The sequence below is a fragment of the Cysteiniphilum sp. GTC20157 genome, assembly GCF_055396795.1.
The window spans coordinates 582,000-608,178 of the sequence record NZ_AP044698.1 but is presented as its reverse complement, the minus strand read 5'-3'; the positions used below and the strand labels follow the sequence as shown (position 1 = coordinate 608,178).

At 39.2% G+C, this 26,179-nt stretch carries 19 protein-coding genes and 1 other RNA gene; 6 read left to right on the top strand and 14 right to left on the bottom strand.

Translation table 11 applies throughout. The features are described from left to right. Window positions 1-56 precede the first annotated feature (56 nt). The 5 genes from ACZ5V8_RS02790 to ACZ5V8_RS02770 form a co-directional block, all read right to left on the bottom strand. Complete coding sequence (locus ACZ5V8_RS02790) at window positions 57-1,181, bottom strand: ATP-binding protein (RefSeq protein ID WP_464218254.1); 1,125 nt, start codon at window positions 1,179-1,181, stop codon at window positions 57-59. A gap of 174 nt (window positions 1,182-1,355) precedes the next feature. Continuing rightward, window positions 1,356-1,844 carry a hypothetical protein gene (locus tag ACZ5V8_RS02785; protein ID WP_464218253.1) on the bottom strand — a complete coding sequence of 163 codons (489 nt, stop codon included), beginning with the start codon at window positions 1,842-1,844 and terminating at the stop codon, window positions 1,356-1,358. Next, on the bottom strand, window positions 1,841-2,137 hold the full coding sequence (locus ACZ5V8_RS02780; protein WP_464218252.1) for a nucleotidyltransferase domain-containing protein: 297 nt from the start codon (window positions 2,135-2,137) through the stop codon (window positions 1,841-1,843). Before ACZ5V8_RS02780 ends, ACZ5V8_RS02785 begins: the two co-directional genes overlap by 4 nt. A gap of 25 nt (window positions 2,138-2,162) precedes the next feature. Further along, window positions 2,163-3,716: an ATP-binding protein gene (locus ACZ5V8_RS02775; RefSeq protein ID WP_464218251.1), complete on the bottom strand. Its 1,554-nt coding sequence runs from the start codon at window positions 3,714-3,716 to the stop codon at window positions 2,163-2,165. Window positions 3,717-3,826: 110 nt separating this feature from the next. Next, window positions 3,827-4,006 (bottom strand): hypothetical protein, encoded by a 180-nt coding sequence (locus ACZ5V8_RS02770; RefSeq protein ID WP_464218250.1) that lies wholly within the window; start codon window positions 4,004-4,006, stop codon window positions 3,827-3,829. Window positions 4,007-4,155: 149 nt separating this feature from the next. Here ACZ5V8_RS02770 and trxB point away from each other — a divergent pair, with 149 nt between their 5' ends. Then, window positions 4,156-5,106 (top strand): thioredoxin-disulfide reductase, encoded by a 951-nt coding sequence (trxB, locus tag ACZ5V8_RS02765; protein ID WP_464218249.1) that lies wholly within the window; start codon window positions 4,156-4,158, stop codon window positions 5,104-5,106. Between the two features lie 9 nt (window positions 5,107-5,115). On the opposite strand, the gene ACZ5V8_RS02760 is transcribed toward trxB, so the two are convergent. The 7 genes from ACZ5V8_RS02760 to clcA all read right to left on the bottom strand — a co-directional run bounded on the left by ACZ5V8_RS02760 (window position 5,116) and on the right by clcA (window position 13,120). Next, complete coding sequence (locus ACZ5V8_RS02760) at window positions 5,116-7,323, bottom strand: RelA/SpoT family protein (RefSeq protein WP_464218248.1); 2,208 nt, start codon at window positions 7,321-7,323, stop codon at window positions 5,116-5,118. Between the two features lie 278 nt (window positions 7,324-7,601). Continuing rightward, window positions 7,602-7,998: RNase P RNA component class A (rnpB, locus tag ACZ5V8_RS02755), an RNA gene on the bottom strand. Window positions 7,999-8,164: 166 nt separating this feature from the next. Beyond that, window positions 8,165-8,857: a DNA-binding protein gene (locus ACZ5V8_RS02750; RefSeq protein ID WP_464218247.1), complete on the bottom strand. Its 693-nt coding sequence runs from the start codon at window positions 8,855-8,857 to the stop codon at window positions 8,165-8,167. 280 nt (window positions 8,858-9,137) lie between these two features. Continuing rightward, on the bottom strand, window positions 9,138-10,322 hold the full coding sequence (locus tag ACZ5V8_RS02745; protein ID WP_464218246.1) for an amino acid permease: 1,185 nt from the start codon (window positions 10,320-10,322) through the stop codon (window positions 9,138-9,140). A gap of 123 nt (window positions 10,323-10,445) precedes the next feature. After that, window positions 10,446-11,459, bottom strand: coding sequence for a tRNA (adenosine(37)-N6)-threonylcarbamoyltransferase complex transferase subunit TsaD (gene tsaD, locus ACZ5V8_RS02740; protein ID WP_464218244.1), 1,014 nt, complete (start codon window positions 11,457-11,459; stop codon window positions 10,446-10,448). After that, complete coding sequence (locus ACZ5V8_RS02735) at window positions 11,456-11,680, bottom strand: lipopolysaccharide assembly protein LapA domain-containing protein (protein WP_440616765.1); 225 nt, start codon at window positions 11,678-11,680, stop codon at window positions 11,456-11,458. Before ACZ5V8_RS02735 ends, tsaD begins: the two co-directional genes overlap by 4 nt. 75 nt (window positions 11,681-11,755) lie before the next feature. After that, entirely contained in the window at window positions 11,756-13,120 is a 1,365-nt protein-coding gene (gene clcA / locus ACZ5V8_RS02730; protein WP_464218243.1) for a H(+)/Cl(-) exchange transporter ClcA, read from the bottom strand. A gap of 738 nt (window positions 13,121-13,858) precedes the next feature. On the opposite strand from clcA, the gene ACZ5V8_RS02725 reads away from it, so the two are divergent. The 5 genes from ACZ5V8_RS02725 to ACZ5V8_RS02705 all read left to right on the top strand — a co-directional run bounded on the left by ACZ5V8_RS02725 (window position 13,859) and on the right by ACZ5V8_RS02705 (window position 20,718). Then, complete coding sequence (locus ACZ5V8_RS02725; RefSeq protein WP_464218242.1) at window positions 13,859-16,570, top strand: Rne/Rng family ribonuclease; 2,712 nt, start codon at window positions 13,859-13,861, stop codon at window positions 16,568-16,570. A gap of 57 nt (window positions 16,571-16,627) precedes the next feature. Further along, window positions 16,628-17,200 carry a tetratricopeptide repeat protein gene (locus ACZ5V8_RS02720; protein WP_464218241.1) on the top strand — a complete coding sequence of 191 codons (573 nt, stop codon included), beginning with the start codon at window positions 16,628-16,630 and terminating at the stop codon, window positions 17,198-17,200. A gap of 23 nt (window positions 17,201-17,223) precedes the next feature. Beyond that, a complete protein-coding gene (gene ffh, locus ACZ5V8_RS02715; protein ID WP_464218240.1) occupies window positions 17,224-18,624 on the top strand; it encodes a signal recognition particle protein in 1,401 nt (466 codons plus the stop codon). A 123-nt stretch (window positions 18,625-18,747) separates the two neighbouring features. Then, window positions 18,748-19,962, top strand: a complete 1,215-nt coding sequence (locus tag ACZ5V8_RS02710; RefSeq protein WP_464218239.1) for an amino acid permease — start codon at window positions 18,748-18,750, stop codon at window positions 19,960-19,962. A gap of 18 nt (window positions 19,963-19,980) precedes the next feature. Beyond that, window positions 19,981-20,718: a 16S rRNA (uracil(1498)-N(3))-methyltransferase gene (locus ACZ5V8_RS02705; protein ID WP_464218238.1), complete on the top strand. Its 738-nt coding sequence runs from the start codon at window positions 19,981-19,983 to the stop codon at window positions 20,716-20,718. On the opposite strand, the gene ACZ5V8_RS02700 is transcribed toward ACZ5V8_RS02705, so the two are convergent. Together ACZ5V8_RS02700 and rng are read right to left on the bottom strand one after the other, a co-directional pair. Continuing rightward, window positions 20,712-24,629, bottom strand: a complete 3,918-nt coding sequence (locus ACZ5V8_RS02700) for a YhdP family phospholipid transporter (protein WP_464218237.1) — start codon at window positions 24,627-24,629, stop codon at window positions 20,712-20,714. The genes ACZ5V8_RS02705 and ACZ5V8_RS02700 overlap by 7 nt on opposite strands. Before the next feature lie 25 nt (window positions 24,630-24,654). Continuing rightward, window positions 24,655-26,133: a ribonuclease G gene (gene rng, locus ACZ5V8_RS02695; protein ID WP_464218236.1), complete on the bottom strand. Its 1,479-nt coding sequence runs from the start codon at window positions 26,131-26,133 to the stop codon at window positions 24,655-24,657. Window positions 26,134-26,179: the final 46 nt, after the last annotated feature.

The following is a 26,179-nucleotide window of genomic DNA, read 5'->3' as shown; positions in this document are numbered from 1 at the left end:
GGTTAAAGCAAGACATTCAACTTAATTCTTAATCTTTAATTCAATATTTATCATTTTCACTCATCCAACACTTGCCAATGTCCAGACTTAGTTCCTCCCACTCTTTTAAGTCTACCCTCTTTTTTAAGGTTTGCAATATGCTCCTTAATCGTCCCATCTGCCTTAGCCAAAACCCGCATCAAATCTGATTTAGTGTATTTTGGATTTTGCCTTAAAAGCTCTAAAACCATTTCTTTTGTATTTTCTTGAGCGGTTTCTTGAGCGGTTTCTTGGGCGGTTTCTTGGGCGGTTTCTTGGGCGGTTTCTTGGGCGGTTTCTTGAACCAATTTGATTTTAATAAACTTTACCTGCACAAAGCTAGATGCATCATCAATCTCAATAGCAAGTTCTGGATAGTCCTGCATAATAGAATGAATCTTATTAAACCCTGTACCCCACTGCTCAATTATCTCTAAGCGCTTAAGTAACGCACCTAAATGCGGATTTCTTAACTCACTATACCCAAACCCAAGCTTTTCCTTATCAATCACTAGAATGCCAGGACTTGTGATCTCTAACATGTCATCAAAAATAGCAATTTTAATGTCACTGCCTAATATCGAATAATCTCGATGCAGCACAGCATTAACAAGCACTTCCCGTAATGCTAATAATGGGTACTCCCACCTATTCTCACGATAAATCTCACCAATCGTGGCTCCCAATCGAATATTACGTTTAATAAACTCCGTTGCGCCTTCAATCGCTTCAATAAGATCATTATCATAAGTTGCCTGATCAATAAAGATTTCTGTCTTGATACCCTTAAAGCGTGCACATTCAATCTTTGCATAAGGGAAAAAGGTCTGTTTTTTATCAGAAAACAAAATGCCAAGATTAGTGAGAAAATACCTCCCTCTTTCACTGCAAATCAATTTTAGCTTTTCATACAAGGAAACAGAACCTTGCTCATTTAAACGATGTGTCAGACTTTTGAATAATCGATGTGTTTGAGCTTCCGTTACTTCAAGGTCATAATTCACTAAACTGTCAAAATGAAAGTTACGTTTTTCTCTCTCAAGCGAGATTAATGTTTCTTCAGTTGCCAACCTATTACTAGACCCAAGCCTGACATATCGCCAGAAGGCTTTTTTGTCTTTTGCATCCATTATGCCAAAAAAGTAATATTTAAATTTTTTCATCTAGCACTCATTACTACCAGTAAGATGATTCAAATAACCAACAACCGAAATTTTTCTATCCACTTCTTCTAACGTCCAATTTTTACTTTGAAACTCATAAGTTACTCACTAAGAAAACCGCTGCTAATCTTATAAGATATTCCAGTGATTCTCAATTTTTAATTTTTAATTTCTCTACATTCTCAGTTCTATATTAAGTCTCACTCTACAAAACTCACACACTCTTCCATAAGTTTCCGCAAGTTCATCACTTTTGTGATAGATAAGATTAATGCTGTCAACCACTTCAGCTACGTTAAATGAATATTCATGCGCTATTTCATTTCTGGCTTCTCTTAGATTAAGCCATTGATTTTTATCAAGCACCTCAAGCTCTTCAAGCCGGTTTAGAATATCTATAAACGTTTTTCTCTTTACATCTTCCTCTGCCAGCAATAAGACAGCTGGAAAGATTTTGCCTCCCATCGTATCCTGAAGCTTTAAGAATCGATATATCAATCCATCAATAAAACTCAAACTGACATCATCTAATGCTTGGTAAGCCTCAACATTAAGCGGCATATGGTCAGCTAAGTATTTTTTAGCAATCTGAATTTTTTCAATGTGCTTATTGCATTCATATATTTTTTCTTGAAATGTATTCAACACACTATTACCACTCATAGCTTAACACCTTTAGTTAATGCTTCTTGCTCAATCAATCTATTTTCATTCGTGGCAATGATAACATCTATTTTCTGTTCACCTATCAAACTTTTCACGCTAACCAAAAAATCTATTTTCTTCTCAAGCAATTGATCTCGCGACAACGCTTCATTAGGCACAATATATAAATCAATGTCACCGCCTCTTTTATTATCGTCGACTCTACTACCAAATAGATAAACACTACCCGTACCAAAAACCTCTAAAAATGAACTTTTGATTGCTTTAACCTCATATTCTGTAAGCCTCACATCGATCCCCTAATTCATAATTAGTCTAAAATCTCTCCACCGCCAAATCCGCCATATTGCGCTGCTTGTTATCAAAACTCATACCAATTAAATAAATAGGTTTATTATAAGCCTCATACTTTTGTGCATATTGGCGTGATTTAATTTGTGCAACAGCCTCTTTGGCATCACCATATTTTTGTAGTTTAAACTCAATAATCAGTACTTTATCGGGCATTACAAGTGTTAAATCAATTCTCCCGTGATTGGTGACATCTTCAGCAATCAAATCATAGCCAAGCGCTGCTAAAAAGCTATAAACAATACTGGCATAAAATCCCTCATATTGATCAATATGATTATTACGATACCAATCATTAGGGATAGAGGCAAAATGACTGCTAAAGATCTGAAACAAGCTTTCAAAATCATTTTGCAGCAAGGCTTGGGCAATACTTTGCAAATGTTGATTTTTAACCATCATATTAGTAGCAATACTAGCTAAGGCACCATTTAAACTGGCCTTAACCTCTAGATTTGGATAACTTAGAACATAGGCATATTGCGTACCTATCGTTGTCGTATTTTTCACCGTTAAATAGCCTGTTTGAAATAATAAGGTTTCAATGGGCATATTATCAATATCAAAAGTTTTTAAGACATCCTCACCAACAATAGCATTTTCAAGATTGGGAATAAAATAACGATATTTTTCAATCATTTTAATTAGAAAAGTGGGTGTTGCCGTTTCAAACCAATAATTACCATAACGATAGTCTTTATTAATAAATAACAATATATCAAAGGGATTATAGACTTTTTGCTCCTTACTACCAGTAAAATTATAACCGTTATACCAACTTTTTAACAGCTTTCTGTCAACATTACCTTGATCTAAATGTGCTTTAAAAGCCCCCTCCAGCTCCAACTGAGTATAACCACAAATATCGGCATATTTAGCATCCAAGGTTATATCATCTAAATTATTTAAATCACTAAACAAACTCACTTTACTAAACTTTAAAACACCGGTTAACATCACTAACTTAATATATTCATCTTGCGCTTTAATAACACTATAAAAATTTTTCAAACGCTGGCGCATCGCTATCGCAAGATCACTATTATCAATATTGTCTAAGATTGGCTTATCATATTCATCGATTAGAATAACCACCTGCTGATACTTAGTGCCAAGCATGTTAATGAGATAAGAAAATTTGCTACTGATTTCACTATAAGGTTGCTCAATACTATAGCGCTCATAGTAAACATCTAGAAAGCTGCTAATCTTTTCATCTAAGGCCTCTGGACTTGAGAGATTTCCCTCACCAAAGCTAAAGTGCAACACAGGGTAAGTCGTTTGCCAATCCCAATGATCCTCAAGGTGCAGTCCTTTAAACAGTGCTTTATTACCTTCAAAGGCGTGCTTGATTGTATCAATTAATAATGACTTACCAAACCGTCTAGGACGAGATAAAAAATAACGCCCAGCACCCTGGTTCACCAGCTTATCAATATGCTGGGTTTTGTCGACATAAACATAGCCTTCAGTAATGATTTTATCAAAGCTTGAAATACCAATTGGAAGTCTTTTCATATTTGCCTCAACTCGCATGATTTTTAATTTTTAATTTTTAATTTTTAATTTTTAATGTTTAATTTCTAATTCACAATTCACAATTCACAATTCACAATTCACAATCAAGTTTACTCCAGCAACTGACGATTCTGTGCATAAACTTCATCTAACTTCTTCTGAATCATTTCTATGGTTCGCTTACTTACGCCCAAATCATACGCATAGTTTTGCCAATATGAAAGCGCATCAACAACAGATTGAATATCTTTTTTGGCATTTTGCCAAGAGGCGTAATTTGCTACCTGCACGGGTGAGGGGAGTAATGGAAGCTTAACTTATTTTTGCATTATTATATCGCTTTCCCAACCTCAACTAATTCCAAATCGGCAATAGCTTCTAGCGCGCTTTCCGTTTACCATATTGTCGTTTGATTATTTGACATTACGGAGTGAAAAAGATGGCACAAAATCATCATAAACTTATTATTCTAGGATCGGGACCAGCTGGCTATACGGCAGCCATTTATGCCGCGCGCGCTAATTTAAATCCTGTGATTATTACTGGCATGCAACCAGGTGGGCAACTCACGACAACAACTGACGTTGATAACTGGCCAGGTGAAGAAAATGGTATTCAAGGTCCTGAGCTTATGCAAAAGCTGCAAGCTCAAGCTGAGCGCTTCAATACCCAGATGATTTATGACCACATCAATCAAGTAGATCTTAACAATCGCCCTTTCACACTGATAGGGGACAATGATCAATACACCTGTGATGCATTGATTATTGCCACGGGCGCCAGTGCAAAATACTTGGGGCTCCCCTCTGAAGCAGCCTTTATGGGCAAAGGCGTTTCGGCGTGCGCGACGTGTGATGGCTTTTTCTATCGTGGCAAAGATGTCGCGGTTATTGGCGGAGGTAACACGGCTGTTGAAGAAGCGCTTTATTTATCGAATATTGCTAAAACCGTGACACTGGTGCATCGCCGTGATGAGTTAAGAGCGGAAAAAATTCTTATTGACCAAATTATGAAAAAATCAAAAGACGGCAACATTCGCTTTGAGTGGTTTCACACTCTTGATGAAGTATTAGGTAATGACGCCGGTGTCACTGGTGTACGAATCAAAGATGTCAAATCAAATAGCATCAAAGAGCTTGCCGTTGATGGCGTGTTTATCGCGATTGGTCATACGCCAAACACACAGATCTTCAATAATCAACTTCAAATGGAAAATGGTTATATCACCGTCAAATCCGGTCTTACTGGCAATGCCACACAGACATCCGTCGAAGGCGTTTATGCTGCAGGTGACGTGATGGATCATGTGTATAAACAAGCCGTTACTTCAGCTGGTACGGGTTGCATGGCAGCGCTCGATGCTGAAAAATATCTTGATGCGCTTAAGTAAATGACAAAGCTACGCGATCACACGTGTGACATTCTCAACATAAGCCGTTGAGCTCATCTTTTTAGCCAACGTATCTAAGGTTTGCATATCGTTTAAAATCAAGCTTAGTTTGATGGTTTTATGTTTATCTGAATACGAAGGTTGTAATGCCGCAATGGTTATCTTCTCAATGTTTAAAATACTGGTGACTTCATGCATCGCCTTTTCGACATCACTACAAATCAACAGCAAATCAACCTGATAACGCCTTAAATCCTTCTTACCCCATTGGACATCAAGCACCCGCTCAGGGGAGCTTAAGCTTAAACGCAAGAAGTTGGGGCACACTGCTCTATGTACGGTCACGCCTCGACCATGTGTCAAATAACCAACAATATCATCACCTTGCACCGGCTTGCAGCATCCTGCCATATGTGACAATAAATTATCAACACCATAAATTGTTAAATCCGTTTTGCGTGCATTGTCTTTTAAGCTTTGCGTGACATTAACACTTTTACTCGCCACTTCTTCAACCGTTGGTTTTTCGACAAGCGTGTAATGCTCAACAATATAATTAACCACTTGATTAAAACGCAGAGACCCCGTTTCAATACCGGCATAAAATGTTTCCTCATCCGCCATATTAAAATGTGAGGCAACCTCGGCATAATCAATTGATTTCAAACGATGCTGCTTTAATTCATCCAAAAGGCGTTCGCGACCTAAGCTCGCATTTTGCTCTTTATTTAATTGCTTAAACCAACGTGCCACGCGTGCACGAATTTTCGCTGAATGAATAAAACCACTTCCGGCATTTGCCCAATCCAAACTGGGGCTTGGTTCCTTGTGAGTAAGAATCTCAACCTTGTCACCGGTGCTCAGTTTGGTTGTCAAAGACACAATCTTACCATTGATTTTAGCCCCCTTGGTGCGGTGCCCAATCATCGTATGCACCATATAAGCAAAATCAAGCACAGTGGCCCCTAACTCCAGATCAATCACATCACCATTAGGGGTAAACACATACACCCGATTTCCGGCAAGCTCTTTTTTAAGCTCATCACTTTTTAACTCATCGGCGAGCTCAGTCTCCCAGTCAAGTAAGGATCGCAACCAATTAACGCGCGCCTCGTAACTTGGATCATGCTTGACACCCTCTTTATAGCGCCAATGTGCCGCAACACCCATTTCAGACTCATTATGCATTTGATGTGTTCTAATCTGAATCTCTAAACTCAAGTGCTCAGGCCCATAGACAACGGTATGTACTGAGCGATAACCATTGGGCTTAGGCGTGGCAATATAATCAGCAAATTCACTAGCAATAGGCTCCCACAACTGATTAACAATGCTTAACGCACGATAACACTCATCAATCGAATCAACCAATACACGCATCGCCCGAATATCATATAGCTCATCAAGGCTACGTTCTTTTTTGCGTAATTTGCGCCATATGCTATAGATGTGTTTCACCCGACCGGATAGCTCAAAGTGAATATTTTCTTTTTTCAGCTCAGCAGCAAGCATATCCATTGCATCATGAATATAAGCTTCACGCTGTAAACGTTTCTTTTTTAGTCCTCTGGCAATTTTCTTATATTCAACAGGATATAAACAGGCAAAAGCACGATCCTCAAGCTCCCACTTTGTCTTTGATAAACCCAAACGATTTGCCAATGGTGCGTATATTTCAAGGATTTCCTTAGCGATTGTCTGTTTGTAGCTTTCCGTCCAATTCTTAACCGCACGCATGGTGCACACTCGATCTGCCAACTTAACCAACACGATGCGCACATCTTCAACAATGGTTAATAGCATCTTACGAAAGGTATCAATTTGTGCCTGATTAGGTTTGTTATTTTGCAAAGCTCTAACTGCTGACATTGCCGTAGCACCATCAAGAATTTTCAACACTGCTTCACCACAAGCTTCAAGCACAAGCTCTGGCGAAATTTTTTGATTATAATGCAACTCAAATAACAATGCGGCTGCGACGGATTCCTCATCCGCCTGCAAATCAAAAAGAACTGCTGCCATTTCAACACCATAACCAAAACACGTACCACCATGCACCGAAGGCTCGTCAACACCGTATTGCGCCAAAATATCAATTGCACCGGCAATCGTTGCTAAACGTTGTTTTGGATAAAAGTCTTCTAATAAAGGCAACCATTTCTGAAAATCAATCAACCCTTCAGCGGTTAAAGCATATTTGTCCGTTACTTGCACCATTCTTATCTATCCAAAAATCATCTTAAAAAATCAAAGTCCACACTTGGAATTCAAGTTTGCACTATCAATAAAAGCTGTATTTAAGGATAACGAAAATCAGTGAAAAACCCTAGTGAAAGTATGGTAAATATCAAATAGCTTGCATTAGGTAAAAAATACTAAGTAATAATTCAAAAATAAGTTGAGCTTCAATTACTCCCCTCACCCGTGCAGCTTAAGCTGCACGACCTCTCCCGCAAGGGGAGAGGTGCTAACTGACGCAACTTATTCAGGATTCATTACTAAGTCAATCGATAAGCCGGGTTCTGTCGTGGACAGTCATTTCTCTAGGCATTATGTCACCATAATGCTCAAGCAGCCTACCCAGTTGCAGCGCGAGCCACACTATTACAACCCTATTTGGCCTTGCTTCAGATGGGGTTTACCATGCCACTTTTGTTACCAAAAGCGCGGTGCGCTCTTACCACACCGTTTCACCCTTACCTATATAACAATACAGGCGGTCTATTCTCTGTTGCACTTTCCGTAAGCTTACGCTTCCCAGGCGTTACCTGGCATCTTGCTCTTTGAAGCCCGGACTTTCCTCGTCCTACCACTTTTGCCGACTCTAAGCTTTTGCTTTATCAAAACTCTGAATTGCCAAAAGTGGTAAGACGCGACTGTCTGATCAACTTAGCAGGCAGAATTATATACCCATCCCAAACCATTTTACAGAATTTTTTGCTTTGTATTTTGCGTGCTTTTGGCAAGTTGAATTTTGATAATAGTCCTAGCTATTACCTGCAATCCAACTTGCTAAAATCTTCACAAACTACTTTACAAGTAAACACTGCAAAATGATTTACGATGGGTATATACTTAACTGACGACGAATGGCAATAATCTCTTGATCATAAGTTGTTTTCAAGCGACTAAACTCTGTTTGCAGTGCTAATAATTGCTCATTAGCCTTTTTTTGAAAATCACGCACTTCTTGATCACAGGTCATACGTATATTAAGTAACTCATTTTGTGCTGTTTGATAATGCTCTTGTGCCAACAAGCGCGTGCTTCTAATAATGGCTAATGCCTGAAAAAGCTTCTGGATAATATCAGGCTCTGCCTTTAAACGCTCAGAGGTCAGCGATTCACGTGGTGCGATAGCCTCATAAGATTCATCGGAATTGCCATTGCCAATAAACTGCGTTCTTGAATATGATTTTCTGTATTCGCTTTGCCCATGTGAAGATTGCTGTTGACGCATAGGCTTCTTTGATTTAAATCCATTCATATCTGGTCTACGCAATGAAGAAGCGCCTGTATTTTTCGTATCATCCGATCTTGATTGTGAAAATCTAGGTCTTGCATTTTTATTTTCATGCATTAATTGCGCATTTTCTTTTTGCCACTTACCAAGAAGAACCGCAATCTGCGCATGTGTCCCTTTGCCTAACTCGCGACGCACATATTCAAGTGTGACTTTGCGCCCCTCACGACTTAGACGTTCGGCAACCGCAGCAAGCTCATCATAAGTTATCTGGTTATCTTCCGACATGGATTCCCTTAATTAAGATATTTCATATTTTTTAATTTTTAATTTTTAATTTTTAATTTTTTTAGAATTTTTCCTACTTAGCATTTACTTTTAAGCTTAACTCAATCCCACCAAGGGCTTAGATATTCCAACATATACACTGCCTAAACGGGTCACCTAATAGCAAATGAAAAAAGCACACTCATCAAATGCGCACAATTTAGTTTTAGCAGAAAATCGCTTTAAAGGTAAATGAAAACGGCTGAATTATGACTAAAAATATGCTTAAGCTCAAGAAAAATCATGCTAATACTGCTAAAAGACCGATACTACTGAGTATTTGCAGTACAATAATAAATGTGCCCAATAGGATCAATAATGATAAATACGCTTTACTGGGCAGCGTATTACGTCCCTCATTATTTCTTAATGACCATGCCATGCATGCCGGCAGTATAATTAACAAAATACAAACAAAGATACTGGCATAGCCTAATGCCGCCAAGAAGCCATTGACGAAAAAAACGGCAAATATCAGTGGCGGCACATAGGTAATCACAAAGTTTAAAAGCTTTGCTTTAGTCGATTTTTTCAAGCGATAAGCATCTTGATTAAAGTGGAATAGTGCTAACGTCACGCCAAGAAAAGATGTTGTGACTGCAATATTGGAAAAGCCAACGATAAAACCACTGGCTGCATGCACATTCAGTAGATGGTGATATGCCTTACCCAAATCAACACCATGTGTCATTAGATATTTAAAACCATATTCCCCCAAGACAGGGACAACACCCAATGTAACAACAACCCATACGACATAGACGATAAATGGCACACTCGCACCAATAACAACAATTCGTTTTAACTCATGATCATTTTTAAAATAATTGCGAATTGTTGGAATCACAATATGAAATCCAAAAGAGGTTATCAAGATAGGGAAAGCATACCACGCATAGCCAATACCCAAGCTTTGTGTACTCAATAGACTGGTCTGCACATACGGCACAATCACCACAATAATCCCAATAAAACAAAGTGCTTTAAGGGTAAAAAATAATTTATTTAGTTGATCAACTGCCGATGTACCGAAATAAATAACCGCTCCCAATATCACAGTAAATAACAATGCCCCATAACCGCCTGAATTGCCCACACCCAAGACATATTGATCAAGCAGCCCGCCACCCATTGCAATATAAGCTGTCGTTAAAGCATACAGCAGTAATAGATAAGCCAACCAATTGACAACTTGCCCAAAGCGCCCCAAAGTGGCAAACGCCATAGTATTTAGATCCGCCGTTAATGGCTGACGCACATTGACTTCAACAATCAATAAGGCAGTTGCCAACATAATAATCCAATTGATAAACAACAAGATCAATGCGGTTTTAAAACCAACTGCCGCAACAGCGTACGGAATACCAAGCATGCCAGCACCAATCGATGTGCCGGCAATCAACAAAATACCTCCAAGTTTTTTCATCCTTGAAACCGTGTGCGATGTATGATTTTCCAACATTTTTTTGAATCAAAAAATTAGCGAAGCTTCATCTTATCATCACCAGTCAAACTGACAACTAATTTTCTAAAATAGTTTTGTAATTCTCTATAGATTCAGCGACGCTCTTGGTTTCACATTAATCGCCATATCATGATCAACAAAGCCATTTGCTAAACGATAGGCCCCTGCAATGGCAATCATTGCACCATTATCAGTGCAAAACTCAAGAGGCGGATAATAAACCTGCCAACGATTTTTAAGTGCCAACTCATTAAGCGCTGACCGCAATCCTTTGTTGGCACTAACTCCACCTGACACCACTAAATTCTTCATAGCTGTATGCTTTAATACACGCTTGCATTTAATGACAATTGTATCAATTAATGCCTCTTGAAATGCATATGCAATGTCCGCTTTAATTTGTTCACTTTGATCATCTTGCGCCTGCCAAGTATTAAGCACGGCTGTTTTCAAGCCACTAAAACTAAAATCAAACCCAGGTCGGTCACACATTGGGCGTGGAAAAGTAAAAGCACCCGCTTGCCCTTTTTCAGCCAGATGCGCTAAATGTGGTCCACCAGGGTAAGGCAAACCCAATAACTTAGCCGTTTTATCAAAAGCCTCACCTGCGGCGTCATCAATTGACTCACCTAGTAACTCATATTGCCCAAAGCTTTTAACCGCTATTAACTGCGTATGTCCACCTGAGACCAATAGTGCCACATAAGGATATTCAGGTCTAACCTCTTCACTTAGTAACGGAGCTAATAAATGCCCCTCTAAGTGATGAATAGCAACCGCAGGAATATCCAACATATAACTTAATGTTTTAGCAAAAGTTGCGCCAACCATCAGCGCGCCAACCAACCCTGGCATTGCCGTGTAAGCAATTGCATCAATATCCTCAAGCGCAAGTTCAGCCTTTGCTAACGCTTCTTTGGTCAGTGGAATGAGTTTAGCCACATGATCACGCGAGGCAAGCTCGGGGACTACACCACCATATTGCGCATGCAAATCAATCTGACTGAACAATGCATTGGCAAGAAGTTTGTGTTTTAAGCCATCATAAATGGCAATACCCGTTTCATCACATGATGTTTCAATACCAAGGACAATCATCCTTTGACAACCTTATCACGCTGTTTTTTTTTGCATGACAGCAGCATCAAGACCATACCGATAACAAGCCCCAAGACAAAAACCACCAACAGTAGCAATATCAACGGTAAATGCAATGTACCAATCAAATAATTAAAGGTTACTTCCTGTGCATTCAACACTGCCAATGCCGCAACCAAAATAAATATAACTACTAAAATTATATATCCCAATAAACGCATTATATCTCCTATAGCATATGCATTAATTCATGCTGCGCATGATAGTATATCTTTATAGGCGTATGCAATACGCCCCTACAAACTTCTATTTTTCCTCTTTTTAAACGACAGATAAAGCTTCTTACGCTTTGCCAATACAAGCGTCCGACTCAACAGCGTGCTATAAATAGGACTTCCACCCATAAAGATTGCAGCAATCGTAGCACTAAAGCAAGTGACAATTAGTGGCAAAATTAAAGCATAATTCATCGTCATCTCAACAACCAGTACAATTCCTGTCAATGGAGCGCTAACCGTCGCGGTAAAAAGTGCACTCATGCCTGCGACAGCAAAAACTTGTGGGTTGGTTATAAGATCTGGAAAAAGCGTATGTGCGACAATACCAAAGAACATGCCAAAAACGGTTCCCAATGCTAGCATGGGGGCAAATATCCCACCAGGAACACCGGTGCCATAACTAACCAGGGTCGTGACAAAACGTAAAATAAATAAAGCAATTAGCACTGATAAGGCAATCTCACCATGCAATGCATCAGGCATGACTTTATAACCACCGCCAACTACATGCGGGAAAAAAACAATGAGTAATCCCGTTGCCGCGCCAATGACAATGATCCATTTCCAAAAATGAAACCCTGAGCGCTTAGCAAAGAAATTCAGTGAACGCACTAGATACTTATTAAATAATACGCCCAATGCACCAAAAATCGCACCAAACATAACAAAAAGCCATAAACTTGACAAAGGTGGCGCATTATATGCAGTCATATCGATATCCATCATCTGACGAATATTATACCCCCCTGTTTGCAGCAATGCTTCGAGCAAAATATCTGCAACAACACAGGCAACAATCACTGTTTGTAATGATTGAAAGCTGTATTTGAATTGCCGACGCATTTCTTCAATCACAAATAAAATCCCCGCTAAAGGCGCATTAAATGCTGTTGCAAGACCGGCACCAGCTCCGGCGGCAATAAGTACATGCGCATAATCATTATTCAATCTAAAAATGCTTTTAACCAACTGACCAATCGCACCACCCATTTGGATAGTTGGACCTTCCCTTCCTAAGACAAGTCCACTTGATAAAGACATCACCCCACCGATAAATTTAGCTGGCAACACACGCCACCATCGAAGCTCTCGCACACCGTCAAGCGCGCCTTCAATCTCCTGCACTCCACTACCTGACGCCTCAGGCACCATATGTCTGACAATAACCAAGGATAAAATCAAAAACATGCTGGAGAAGAACATGCTAAATAGGCAGAGTAAGAATAGATTATCTTGTAATGCCATAAATGCGGCTTGCTGCCCGGCCAATATCCAATGGATACATAACTGAAAAAGCGCACCAACACTCCCCACTAAAACCCCAACAATACCGCCATAGACTGTTGATCGCAATACATCCTTTGGGTAATGAACTTTATTCATCCTCATCCTTAAAATGATTTAATTTTTCTATATCCTAGGCGTTAGCATAGAAACTCTTTAAGATTATTACAAGCATTCAACAATTTAACTTTCATTCATAGTGACCTTTTGCTAAAATACCGCTGTTTTTGCTCGATAGTTTTATGGCGCAATAACAAACAACAATTTGATATGGATTTTGACGATTGTACATCGACTGGGAGAAGTCAATTGCGTTAACGCAATTAGCCAATGACTCATTCATCTACATGACGCTTTAAAATCCAACCACACATAGTATATTGGCTTTTGAGTCTATGCTATGTGCTTTTAAGAGAAAGCATAAAATATGCAAAACAGATTTAGATGATTAATAACTGCAGCTATCTAAGGCAGCTGCAAGCGATCTTGGAGAGTCTACTCACAAGGGTTGCACACATTAAACGTTAAATCACACAAAGGTATTAGGACAAGGTTTAAGTGTCCTTAAATTTGTGTAAACACTTATGGTAAAGAACATAAGTGACCATAGCAGAATATTTGCGTTTTTGGTCATATAGGCGCAAACGCAAGATGAGAAAACTATAGGAATCACAAAAAAGATGATTGTTTTTATAACAATAATAACAATAACAGCGTGCTTTTATTGGGCTTTAACTAGTCAGGCATGCGCTTTATTTCATGCAAACAGATCATCTACACACTTAGCTTCATCCTTTGTACCTTTTAAACAACCTGAATTTAAAAGGATAACAACACATGAAAAAAATGTTAATCAATGCGCGTCAAGCAGAAGAAACGCGTATTGCAATCGTCGACAACGTTCAATTGATGGATTTAGACATCGAGAATGTTGACAGAGAACAGAAAAAAGCCAATATCTACAAAGCAAAAATTTCACGCATTGAACCAAGTTTAAATGCTGTTTTCGTTAATTATGGTGAAGATAAGAATGGTTTTTTGCCATTTAAAGAAATCTCACCTGAATACTTCAAGAAAACTGCCAAAGACCAAGACTCACCGCTAAACGAATTGCTTGATGTCGGTCAAGAATTGATTGTGCAAATTGCCAAAGAAGAGCGTGGATCCAAAGGTGCCGCCTTAACAACATTCATCACACTTGCCGGCTGCTATATGGTACTGATGCCAAACAACCCAAGTGCAGGAGGCATTTCTCGCCGCATCGAAGGTGATGAGCGTCAAAAACTTAAAGCACTTTTTGACTCCCTAACAATCCCTGCCAATATGGGCGTTATTATCCGTACGGCAGGTGTTGATCGTTCAGCTGATGAAATCCAAGCAGATCTTGACACTTTAACAACACTTTGGGATGCGATTAAACGTGTTTCATATCAGCGTAAAGCGCCTTTTTTAATCCATAAAGAAAGTGACATTACCATTCGCGCTATTCGTGATCATTTAAAGGAAGATATCAAAGAAATTATTATCGATGATCAAGAGTCTTACGAAGACCTTAAGCGCCAATTAAGCATGCTACGCCCTGGCTTTGTTGAGCGTTTACAACTTTATAAAAAAGATTTGCCATTATTTAACGCTTTCCAAATTGAAAAGCAAATTGAAAGCGCTTTTAAACGTGAAGTGCAATTGCCATCAGGTGGCTCAATTGTGATTGATACTACGGAAGCGTTGACTGCGATTGACATTAACTCGGCGCGCTCAACCAAAGGTGACAACATCGAAGAGACGGCTTTTGCGACAAATTTGGAAGCAGCTGAGGAAATCGCTCGACAATTACGTTTACGTGATCTTGGTGGTTTAATCGTTGTTGACTTTATTGATATGGCATTTTTCCCCAATCAAAAAACCGTTGAGCAAAAGCTTGTCGACGCTTTATTCCATGATCGCGCACGCATCCAGATGACTCGCATCTCTAAGTTTGGCTTAGTGGAAATCTCACGTCAGCGTTTACAAGCATCCCTTGGTGAGTCAGTCATGCACTCATGCCCACGTTGCGCAGGACACGGTTTTATTCGCTCGATCCCATCATTAGCATTATCCATTTTACGCAATGTTCATGCTGAGGCAGTGCGTGATAAAACCAATGAATTACGCGTGCAACTACCAATCGATGTTGCAACATTCTTACTCAATGAGAAGCGCGATGAATTGGCGCAGATTGAGGAAGGCACAAGCACTAAGGTCACTTTAATTCCTAATGCTAACTTACAATCCCCTCATTTTAGCGTACAACGTATCTGGGGTGATGCTTATACGGCAAGTCGTCCAAGCTACGATTTGATTGAAGATAAGAAAGATGTTGAGCTTTATAAAACACCAAAAAAAGATAAATCAAAGCAGCCAGCGTTAAAATCTGCTGATTATAATCAGACATCTGGCAATAATGACAACAAAAAATCTGAAAACAAACCTCAAGCTACTAAAGAAGCCCATAAAGAAGCTAAGCATAGCAAGGCTGAAACAAAAGGTTTCTGGGCAAAGCTAAGCGCTTTTTTCTTCAGCGATAAAGAAACCAGCACTGAGCGTGATGCACGTGATCAAAAACAATCACATAAATCAGCACAACCTAAAAAAGGTCAACAAGATAGAGCTGATAACAGAAATAATGACCGTGATAACACTCGTCGCGATAAGTCTCAATCTCGTGACGGGCGCAATAATGACCGTGATAACAGCCGTCGTGATAGTCGCAATAACAATAGAAATCAAAATGAGAATAAGCCACGTCATCAGCAAAAAAGTGATGAACGCAATGATGATCATCACAACAAATCTGCTGACGCACGTCAAAATAATGACAATCGCAATGATCGCGGCAATAAAAATGATCGTAATGATCGTAACAACCGTAATGATAGAAATGATAGAAATGATCGCGACAGAGGTAATAAAGGCAACCGTAGCAATAATCGCAACAACCAACGCCTACAAGTTCACCAAAGCGAAGAGATGGTTGATATTGCTGCATTGAAGAAGGATTCACCTGAAGCACAAAAAGCGGCAAAAGAAAAAGCGATCATGAAGACAATTTCAACCACACCAGAAGAAAAGATTTCAGTGATGGTGAAAGAAGTTTTAGCTGAGGTTACGACACTTACAAGTGATCAAGCTGTTCAGGTTGAAACACATGCTTCACAAACCCGCAAAGTGAAATACTTAAACTTTGAAGTAGTTGACACGCAAGCATTAACTGCTGAAATTGCCAAGGAAGAAAAGCTTAAGCAAAAAGAGCTTGCCAAACAAGCTAAAGAAGCCGAAGAGTCGATAGCTGATGCTGAAGATATTGGAATCATTATCGGTGAGACCACACTGCAAAGTGATGATAGCACTGCTGATGATAACGAAGTTGAAGCAGCGGCTACAAGCGATACTGGCGACAACAGCAAGCAGGAAAAAAAGCCACGCGCACGCAAATCAACACGTAAACCTGCACACATGGAATACTCCCCTGCCGTTGATGTTAGCTCTCAAGGCTATATCACTAAAGTCTAAGTAAAACCGTCACCACCTTTTCAAGAGGGTGACCATTTTAAAATATAAGGATGGATTATGACTCACTATAAACGTAACCTACTTTTTGTTGGCAGTATTTTATTGGCAAGTTTGAGCATCCAAACGGCAAATGCTTGTATCTCTAAAGAATACAATGACGCATATGCATTGTTTAAGCATGGTGAATATAGCCAATCTGTGCCTGCATTTACCAAGCTCTATAATAACGGTTGCCCAACTTCTCCCTACTTTCTAGGGACTTATTACACCTACGGGATTGCCGTTAAACCTAATTATGATACAGCGATCAAGTATTTTGATAAGTTCCTTGATAAGAGGAACCTAGCACAACCTCGCGATTATCGAGCCAATGCCTATCGTGCTTTAGCACTGATTTACAATTCTAAAAATCAACCTGAAAAAGCGCACACTTATCTTATTGACTCCGCTAAACTAGGTAATACTGAGGCGATGTACTTATTAGGTCGATCATATATTGGCAAAGATCAACCGTATTATACAAAAACCGACCTGCATCAAGCATTTATCTGGCTTAATAAGGCAGCCAATTTTGGCAATATTGCTGCCATGAAACTCATTGACCAACATCAATTACAAAAAGATGCTTAAAGCACAATAAACAGGTAAAACATATGTTTAAAAGTTTATCCGAACGCTTAGGCGGCTCACTTGACAAACTCAAAGGTCAAGGTCGCTTAACCGAAGACAACATTAAAAGCGCCTTACGCGATGTGCGTATGGCATTACTTGAGGCTGATGTCGCCCTACCAGTCGTTAAAGAGTTTATCAATCGCATTCAGGAAGAAGCTTTGGGTGAAAAGATTCGTACAAGTCTCACGCCAGGGCAGACCTTTATTGCAATGGTTCAGAAAGAGCTGGAACGCACCTTAGGTGAAAAAAATGAGACACTTAACTTAAGCGCCCAGCCACCTGTTGTTATCTTAATGGCAGGTTTACAAGGCTCCGGTAAAACAACGACCACTGCGAAACTTGCAAAATTTTTAAAAGAACGTCAAAACAAAAAAGTCATGGTCGTTAGTGCCGATGTTTACCGACCAGCAGCGATCAAACAGCTACAAACCTTAGCCGAGTCTTTAGATATTAGCTTTTGCCCATCATCAGCTGATGAAAAGCCTATTGATATCGCCGGGCGTGCATTGCAACTTGCCAAGCAACAAGTATGCGATGTTTTAATACTCGATACCGCTGGGCGTCTGCATATTGACAGCCAAATGATGGATGAGGTTAAAGCATTACATCATGCGATGAAGCCAACCGAGACGCTCTTTGTCGTTGATAGCATGACCGGTCAAGATGCAGCAAATACAGCCAAGGCATTTAATGATGCTTTGCCATTAACCGGTGTTGTGCTGACTAAAGCCGATGGTGATGCCCGAGGAGGAGCCGCCCTTTCTATTCGTGAAATCACCGGTAAACCGATTAAATTTATCGGGATGGGTGAAAAAGCCGATGCCTTAGAGCCTTTTCATCCTGATCGTATCGCTTCACGTATTTTAGGTATGGGCGATGTGCTTTCTTTAATCGAAGAAGTTGAGCATAAAGTCGATCAAAAGGAAGCTAAAGCACTTACAACCAAACTTAAAAAAGGTAAATCATTCACCTTAGAAGATTTCAAAAGTCAGTTGCAACAAATGAAGAAAATGGGTGGTGTTGGCTCAATGCTGGATAAACTACCAGGCATGGGTAACATGTCGGCTAATCTTCAGGATAAAGTCAATGATAAGATGTTTGTACAAATGGAGGCCATTATTAATTCAATGACCCCTTTTGAGCGCCGTAAACCTGAGTTCATCAAATCATCACGCAAACTGCGTATTGCTAAAGGCTCTGGCACACAAGTGCAAGATATTAATCGCCTATTAAAACAGTTTACACAAATGCAAAAGATGATGAAGAAAATCAGTGGTAAAGGCGGCATGGGTAAAATGATGGGAACCATGCGCCAGATGAAGCAAATGAAAAATATGCAAGGCATGATGCCTCCTGGCGGCAAAGGTGGTAAGTTATTCTAAAGACTATCTACATTTGATAAATTTCAAAAATAAATTATCTAATATTTTCACTTTTATGCAGCAGGAAAATCAGGTACTGTAGCATTTCAATAAGCAAAAATATCAATTTCTGGAAATTCTTACATGGCAAATAATACATTTGCAAAGCAGCTTGGCTGTATGATGATTGTTACAGGCACTGAGATCGGCGCTGGCATTTTAGCACTCCCTATAATCACCGCCAAGCTTGGCTTTTTTATCAGTAGCATAGTGATGCTTGTTGCCTGGTGCATTATGACCTATACCGCACTGTTAATTGCTGACATCTCACTATCAATGCCAAAGGGTGCAAGCTTCGCCTCTATTGCTAAGCGCACATTAGGCCTACCAGGTGTTATCATCACTTGGATTTCGTTTCTACTTTTAATGTACTGCATTAGTGTCGCTTACATCTCAGGTGCTGCTTCTGCTTTTAATTCATTACTACCTAGCATTTCCTCAAGTGCTTGGTCGTTAATATTTGTCGTTGTTTTTGGTGCAATCGTCGTTGTTGGGACTTCTGCAGTTGATGTTATCAATCGCATGCTCCTCTCAGCGAAGCTTGTATTTCTGGTGCTCGTCTGTTTGATTTTCTTGAACTTCGTTGACTTTAGCAATCTTGCAGTATCACCCGTTGATTTAGCGCCTACGTTATTAATTGCCATTCCAGTTATTATCACTTCTTTTACATCACATATTATTGTACCAACCTTAAGTGAGTATCTTAATCAAGATGCTAAAGCATTATTTCGCGTGATCTTTATCGGCAGCATAATCCCGCTAATACTTTATTTCTTATGGCTCATCGCAGTACTTGGTGTATTACCTTTGCATGGACCAATCAGTTTCATGAGTTCTATTTTTGATCACACGAGTGTTGATCAGGCTAATGTTGGTAATATTCTGCATGCACTAAAAGAAAAAATCACAACAACAACTGCCAATATCAGCATGAACGTCTTTACCGATATCTCAGTGATGACATCATACTTAGGTGTCAGCTTGGCACTTTATCACTTTAATGTTGATAGTTATCGCTTAAACCGCCTACCTGCTCAATTTAAGATCCTTATCGCAATTATTCTCACCTTTATTATTCCACTATTAGTTAATTTGCTTGACCCTAATCTGTTTATTAGTGCCATTGGCTATGTTGGTGTGTGTATTGCTGTTTTGCTCCTCATGATGCCTGCTGTTATCGCTTATAAGCTCAATAAATCAGGGCATGTTTTTCATTATAAAATCAGTCAGTTTTCGCTATTGTGGCTTATCTCATTTATTGCCGGTATTGCTATTATTGCGATTCATTTTTCCGCCTAAACATAAGCGAGTTATTATATGAGAGTTTCTCGTGTATTTTATCCTGAGGTTTCTGCACAATCCGCAACGATCACCCTTTCTGCTGAAACAAGTCATTATCTTATTCGTGTATTAAGACATAAACAGGGTCATCAAGTTACTTTATTTAATAATATTGATGGCAATGAATACCTTACTGAAATCAGTCATGCAGACCCTAAAAAAGTGACACTTCAGATATTATCTAAAACTGAAAAGCATAATGAATCGCCAATCCATATCCATCTTTTTCAGGCATTGTCTAAGGGAGATAAGTTAGAAACTGTCATTCAAAAAGCCACTGAACTTGGCGTCAATGAACTCACACCAATGCTGAGCGAACGCGTTGATTATAAGCTCAATCAAGATCGGATAGCGCATAAACTCGATCATTGGCAGAAGATTGCCATAAGTGCCAGTGAGCAATCCGCTCGTGTATTTGTGCCTACAGTTAATATGCCTCAAGCTTTATCTAATGCACTAACTATCGATGCGGATATTAAATTGTTCCTATCCCCTTACAGCAATGAAACCATTACCCATCTCCATCAACAGCAATCAAATGCCAAACGTTTTGCTATTTATATTGGTCCTGAGGGTGGTTTTAGTAATGATGAAGAGAAGCTTGCCTTAAATAAAGGCTGTCACAGCATACGACTTGGTAAAAGAATACTGCGCACAGAAACTGCACCCTTGGCAATTATTGCTATATTACAGGCTTTATGGGGTGATTATTGAACTTGCTTAAGGCTTGGTTTATCCCAACTACCTGTCACATCAAAACTTACTAAGCCAATATTTTTAAAGACGGTATTTCCTAAAAGTTTTGTACCTAAATAAGTAGCAAAAGCAACAACTGGCCCGCCAATAGCGCCGGCAACTGCCGCCGTTGTTCCTGAGAAATGCGGCTGATATTTAATACGCTGATTGAGTTGTTTATTGGTTATATCAACATCACCTGTCACCACCAAAGCAAAGCTAGGGGTATCAATAATCACTGATGGGTTACTTTTTGCCAAACCATTATCTAGTGTATAAGCACCAACCACACTATTAAAAGCCATACCGCGATGTTCAAAATCATCATAAGGCATAAATAAACGTTTGAAATATGAATCCAGACTTAATAAACCAATATATTTAGCAATTCCTGAGTCAACCGACAATATGACACCATTGAGTAAATCAGCCGTTGCTTTACCTGAAATAGTTGATACGTTTGGCATGAGACCTGACCAGCTTAATTGTGCTTGTACATTGCCAGATCCTCCTTTTAAGAAATCATCATAGCCAAAATTATGCAGCATATCACCCCAATTTAATGAAAAGACATTGGCATGCACATAACTATCATATGAGGAGAGCTTCGCTGTCGCTAATAACTTGGCATTTGGATCATAAGCGGATAATACCGGAATAGATAACACTCCTCCTCTAACCGTCGTTGCCATTAGAAAATTTGGGATCGAGTAACCACCAACTTGCAAATTGTTCAGCTTCACATTCATATCGGGCGTTTTGCGCAACACATCTGAGGTTAATAGCGTGTTCAACATCATCATAAAGTCATTTTTATTATTTTTGCTATGTTCATTGTCATTTTCAAGTTTGTCCCTATTTTGTGGTAAGGCAAAAAACAGATTATCTGCACTGACTTCAATCGGCTCACTTAACACATCAGGTACGCTTATGACCAATGATTTTTGAGACTCTCCACGCGCAATATAGTTGGTATAGTTATGCACGCTATTGGTTTGCAAAGTGACACTACGATAATTACTACCAAAAAGGTTTAACTGATCAATACTGAGCATCACTTTTGGGCGCAGTAACTGATTAAGCTGTCGATAAACACAGTCATTATAATTGGCAACCACAAAACATCCTGTTTGACTAAAGTTTTTATCGATCATAGGCACATCTAAGTGCAAAACCTGCTGCCATTGCGCTTTATTCTCTACATTTAAAATATCAGCACTACTGATGCTTTGCATTGCATTGACTATTAACTGGCTACTTATTATTGATAGCTTCCCGTATAAGTCAACATCTGAGACAACACCTTTGTCACTGACATTAAGACTTGCGCTTAGTTTATCCTGATGTTTGATATCCAATTTACTACTGACATGCCATGAGACTGCCTTGTTTTCTGATTGATTTTTTTGCCATGTACTTTTTAATAACAACGGAGTAGATTCAAAACTTTTTTTCGTTAATGGTTGACCTAAGCTATTTTGCCAACCCAGTAAATTAGAACTCACTTGCAAAATACCTTCATTAACATTGCCTTTAATGGCAAAATCAAATGGCAATACACCTTGCATTAAGTGATATATACCATTATCTAATCGCTCAGCACTAAACCTAGGCAAAAATGCAATAGACGCTCCCCCTTGAAGATTAATGCTCGGGTGTTTAAGATCTGAGAAATCAACCATACCCTTGGCATTAAATGGTGTATTAACACCCCAAAACCCTAGCAGATTTTGAATTGTGAACGTCTCATTATTGAAAAATACTTCGGCATTTACATCATAAAGTTGTTTAGACAGTGGTTTTTTAATATCAACCATACCATGTTTAAGTAATACTTTACCTGCAAAACGATCCTTTTTTGTGTGATCACCCAAAGCAATATCAATATTAAGCTTGGCATTAATGTCACCTTGATAGCGCGCATATTGATTAACTTGTTGCGCCAAGTTTCCATATTTCGTTTGCGCTAAATACGTATATACATGCTGGCTATTGGTTGCAACATCAGCATTAATATTAAAAGTTGCTGGCACACCAGGTGCAATGTTATCAATTTTCAAATTAACTTTTTTGATTGGAATACCGGCTAAAAATCCCCCATTAACCTTAGCAGTAAATAGCTCATTATCAAAGTGTAAAGTCCCCATCACTTGGTGTGCGACACCTAAACCAAAATAAGGCGATAAACTACCCTCTTCAATCGTTGCATCTATTTTAAATATACCATCATTTTTGGGATATGGAATTTTGCGTGCAATGCCATTTATTGCAAAGCTTGCATCTAGTTTTTTAGCGCCATACAAACACTGCATTAACCAATCATACAACGGCTTAGGGATCCCTTTCTGTGGTAAAAAGGCTTGATATTCAGTTGTTAGATTTTTGCCACTTAACTCACCCTTAAGATCAAGACTAAAGTTTTTAGGGTTAGCTAATGGCAGATCAACCGTACCTTTACTCACAAAATGAATATTCGCATTCGTTAATGCCAGATCATCAACCACAAAGCGGATTTTTGAAGGCTCTTTGATGATATCTATATTTCCTTTAACGGCAAGCTCTGGCCAATCTCGACTAAATATATGATTCTCCGCCATATTAAAATCCGAGGAGTCAAGCGTGAGTTTCACGTGATTTTCACGCCACCAAACGTTACCACTTAGCCCCTTAAAGTCAATATTATGATCGCTATTAGCAATACCAAGATCATTAAAGTGCGCTTTTAATTGCATACCACTTAAACTAAAATCCTGCAAATCAAAACTAAAACGCACATCGCTTAGCACACCAGAGAGCGCAATATTTTTACGCCAATCACTCGTTTCCATCTGCACTAATGACGAAAAATCTGCCAAGTCTAGCCGTGGAATATTCATCACTAAGCGGTGCTGATCTAATGAAAAAAGTGCAGATCTGAGAGTATATCGCTTATGATTCGTTACAAAGGACAAGGGGTTAGCACCCAATACAAAACGATTTTGATAACGGAATAATCGCAGATTAAATACGATATTCCTAAACACTGATTCATCTAACTGACTGGTTTTAAACTCGGCTTTGGATAACTCACCCATAATCATAACTGAGTCTAACCCTTTGGTTGAGCTGACCACAGACAATGTCAATTGATGATCAGTTAAATGTGATATTTTCACTTGTTGTGTCACGCCATCAATCAAAGTTGCTAAGACATTATGCTTGTCATTTAAGGTACTATCAAAATGGTATTTATGCTCTTTTTTCTCAACAACCGAGACGATATCAATTTGTCCAAGCTGAGGCTGCATATTAGCTTTCTTTTGTGGTTGTAACGTTAAACGTAAAACACCTTTTGCCAGAGTTCTCTGCTGATAATTCGCATTAACAATAAGCTCGGCTAACGATTTATTATTCTTAAGAATATCAACGTGCATATTCTGCAACTCGAGATCATTTTGTTGTAATAGATAATCCAAGATACTCGACCAACGTCCACCAATTTCATCAATCTCCGCCACTGATATGGATTGTAACATGCGATAATCGAACCCTTTGTCACTGGAATAAAAGACAAGTTTGGGTGCTGCCACAGTGACTTCTTTAGTGACAAACCGCCAACTCACCAGTGATTGCCATGCATTAATATGCACCGTCATTCTAGGAATATTAAGAGAAAACCCTTTATCTTTAACTTTGACATCTCTGACTTCAATCACAGGATTGATGCCATGCCAACTGGCATACTCTACTTTTAGAGAAACACTCGAGCCAGTCACCTTTGATAACACATCTTCAATCGAGCTTTGATAAGCAGGCAGAAGCCTTAAAACACCATAACCAACAACACAAGCAACAATAAGAAAAGTAGCAAATACTGAACTTAACCATAATATAAATATTCTTCTTTTCATAAATTGCTGCTCATTACATCTATAATCACATTAGTACAATATCATACATTTCTTGAGCATAGCTTAATTCTGGCTGAAGTTTAATGGGTTTACCAATAATAATTTCTAACTCACCTAAACCAAATGATTCATCATTTTGTAAAGCATCAATCACCGAGTTTGCAGCAACGATCAAAAAGCCATTGCTTTGATAAGCATTTGCCTCACGATTAATCTCACGAAAAATCTCATAACAAATGCTTTGCACTGATTTAATACGCCCTTTTCCTCGACACATCGGGCAAGGTTCACACAAAAACTGTGCCAAGCTTTCCTGCGTACGCTTACGCGTCATTTCAACCAAACCAAGCTCTGACAAAGATGAAAATGTCGTGCGCGCATAATCAAGCTCTAACGCTTTTTCAAGTGCTTCTAAAACTTGTGTTTTATGTTCCTCGTCTGACATATCAATAAAATCAACAATAATGATACCACCCAGATTTCTTAGCCTTAGCTGTCTTGCTAAAACGCGTACTGCCTCTAAATTCGTTTTAAAAATTGTCTCTTCAAGATTGACCATACCGACATAACCGCCGGTATTAACATCAATGGTTGTCATGGCTTCCGTTTGATCAATGACAATATGTCCACCAGATTTTAATGGCACTTTACGCTCAAGCGCACGTGATAACTCTTCTTCAACACCATACATATCAAAGATTGGCGTGTTTGAGCTGTATAATTCCAATTTCTCACGCACGCCAGGCACAAATTTGTCACTAAAGCGACATAACTCACTATACATATCAATATTATCAATGCGAATTCGCTCAACCTTATCATTAGCAAAGTCTCTTAACGCACGCATAACCAGACTGAGGTCTTGATAAACGACACCCGGTTTTGTCACGGTACTGGCTGAATCGACGACATCTTGCCATAAGTTTTGCAAGAAATTAATATCTTTTCTAAGCTCTTCAGAGGACAAACCTTCAGCCACCGTGCGAATGATAAATCCGCGTGGATAATCCGAGCCAATCGCTTCTTTCATTACTTGCTGTAACCGATCACGCTCTTCTTCAGACTCGATACGTAAAGAGATACCAATATGGTCCAAATCTGGCATATGCACTAAATAGCGCGATGCTAATGACAAATGCGCACTTAAGCGCGCACCCTTACTACCTAATGGATCCTTAAGCACTTGTACCAAGATGCTTTGCCCTTCTCTCAACCAATGGCGCACATCAGCTTCTTTGCTATTTAGGTCAATCCCAACACTTTCATCTGAGGCAATAGGCATGACATCAGAAACATGCAAAAATCCAGATCGCTCAAGTCCTATATCAACAAATGCAGCCTGCATTCCAGGTAAAACACGCGTGATTTTCCCTTTATAAATATTACCAACAATACCGCGCTGATTTTCACGCTCAAAATGTACTTCCTGCAACACACCATTTTCGATCACGGCAACCCGCTTTTCGTGTGCTGCTATATTCATTAAAATCTCTGCTTTTACCATAACAGCCCACTATCAAAATCCAAATATTTTACTCATCAAACAGTTT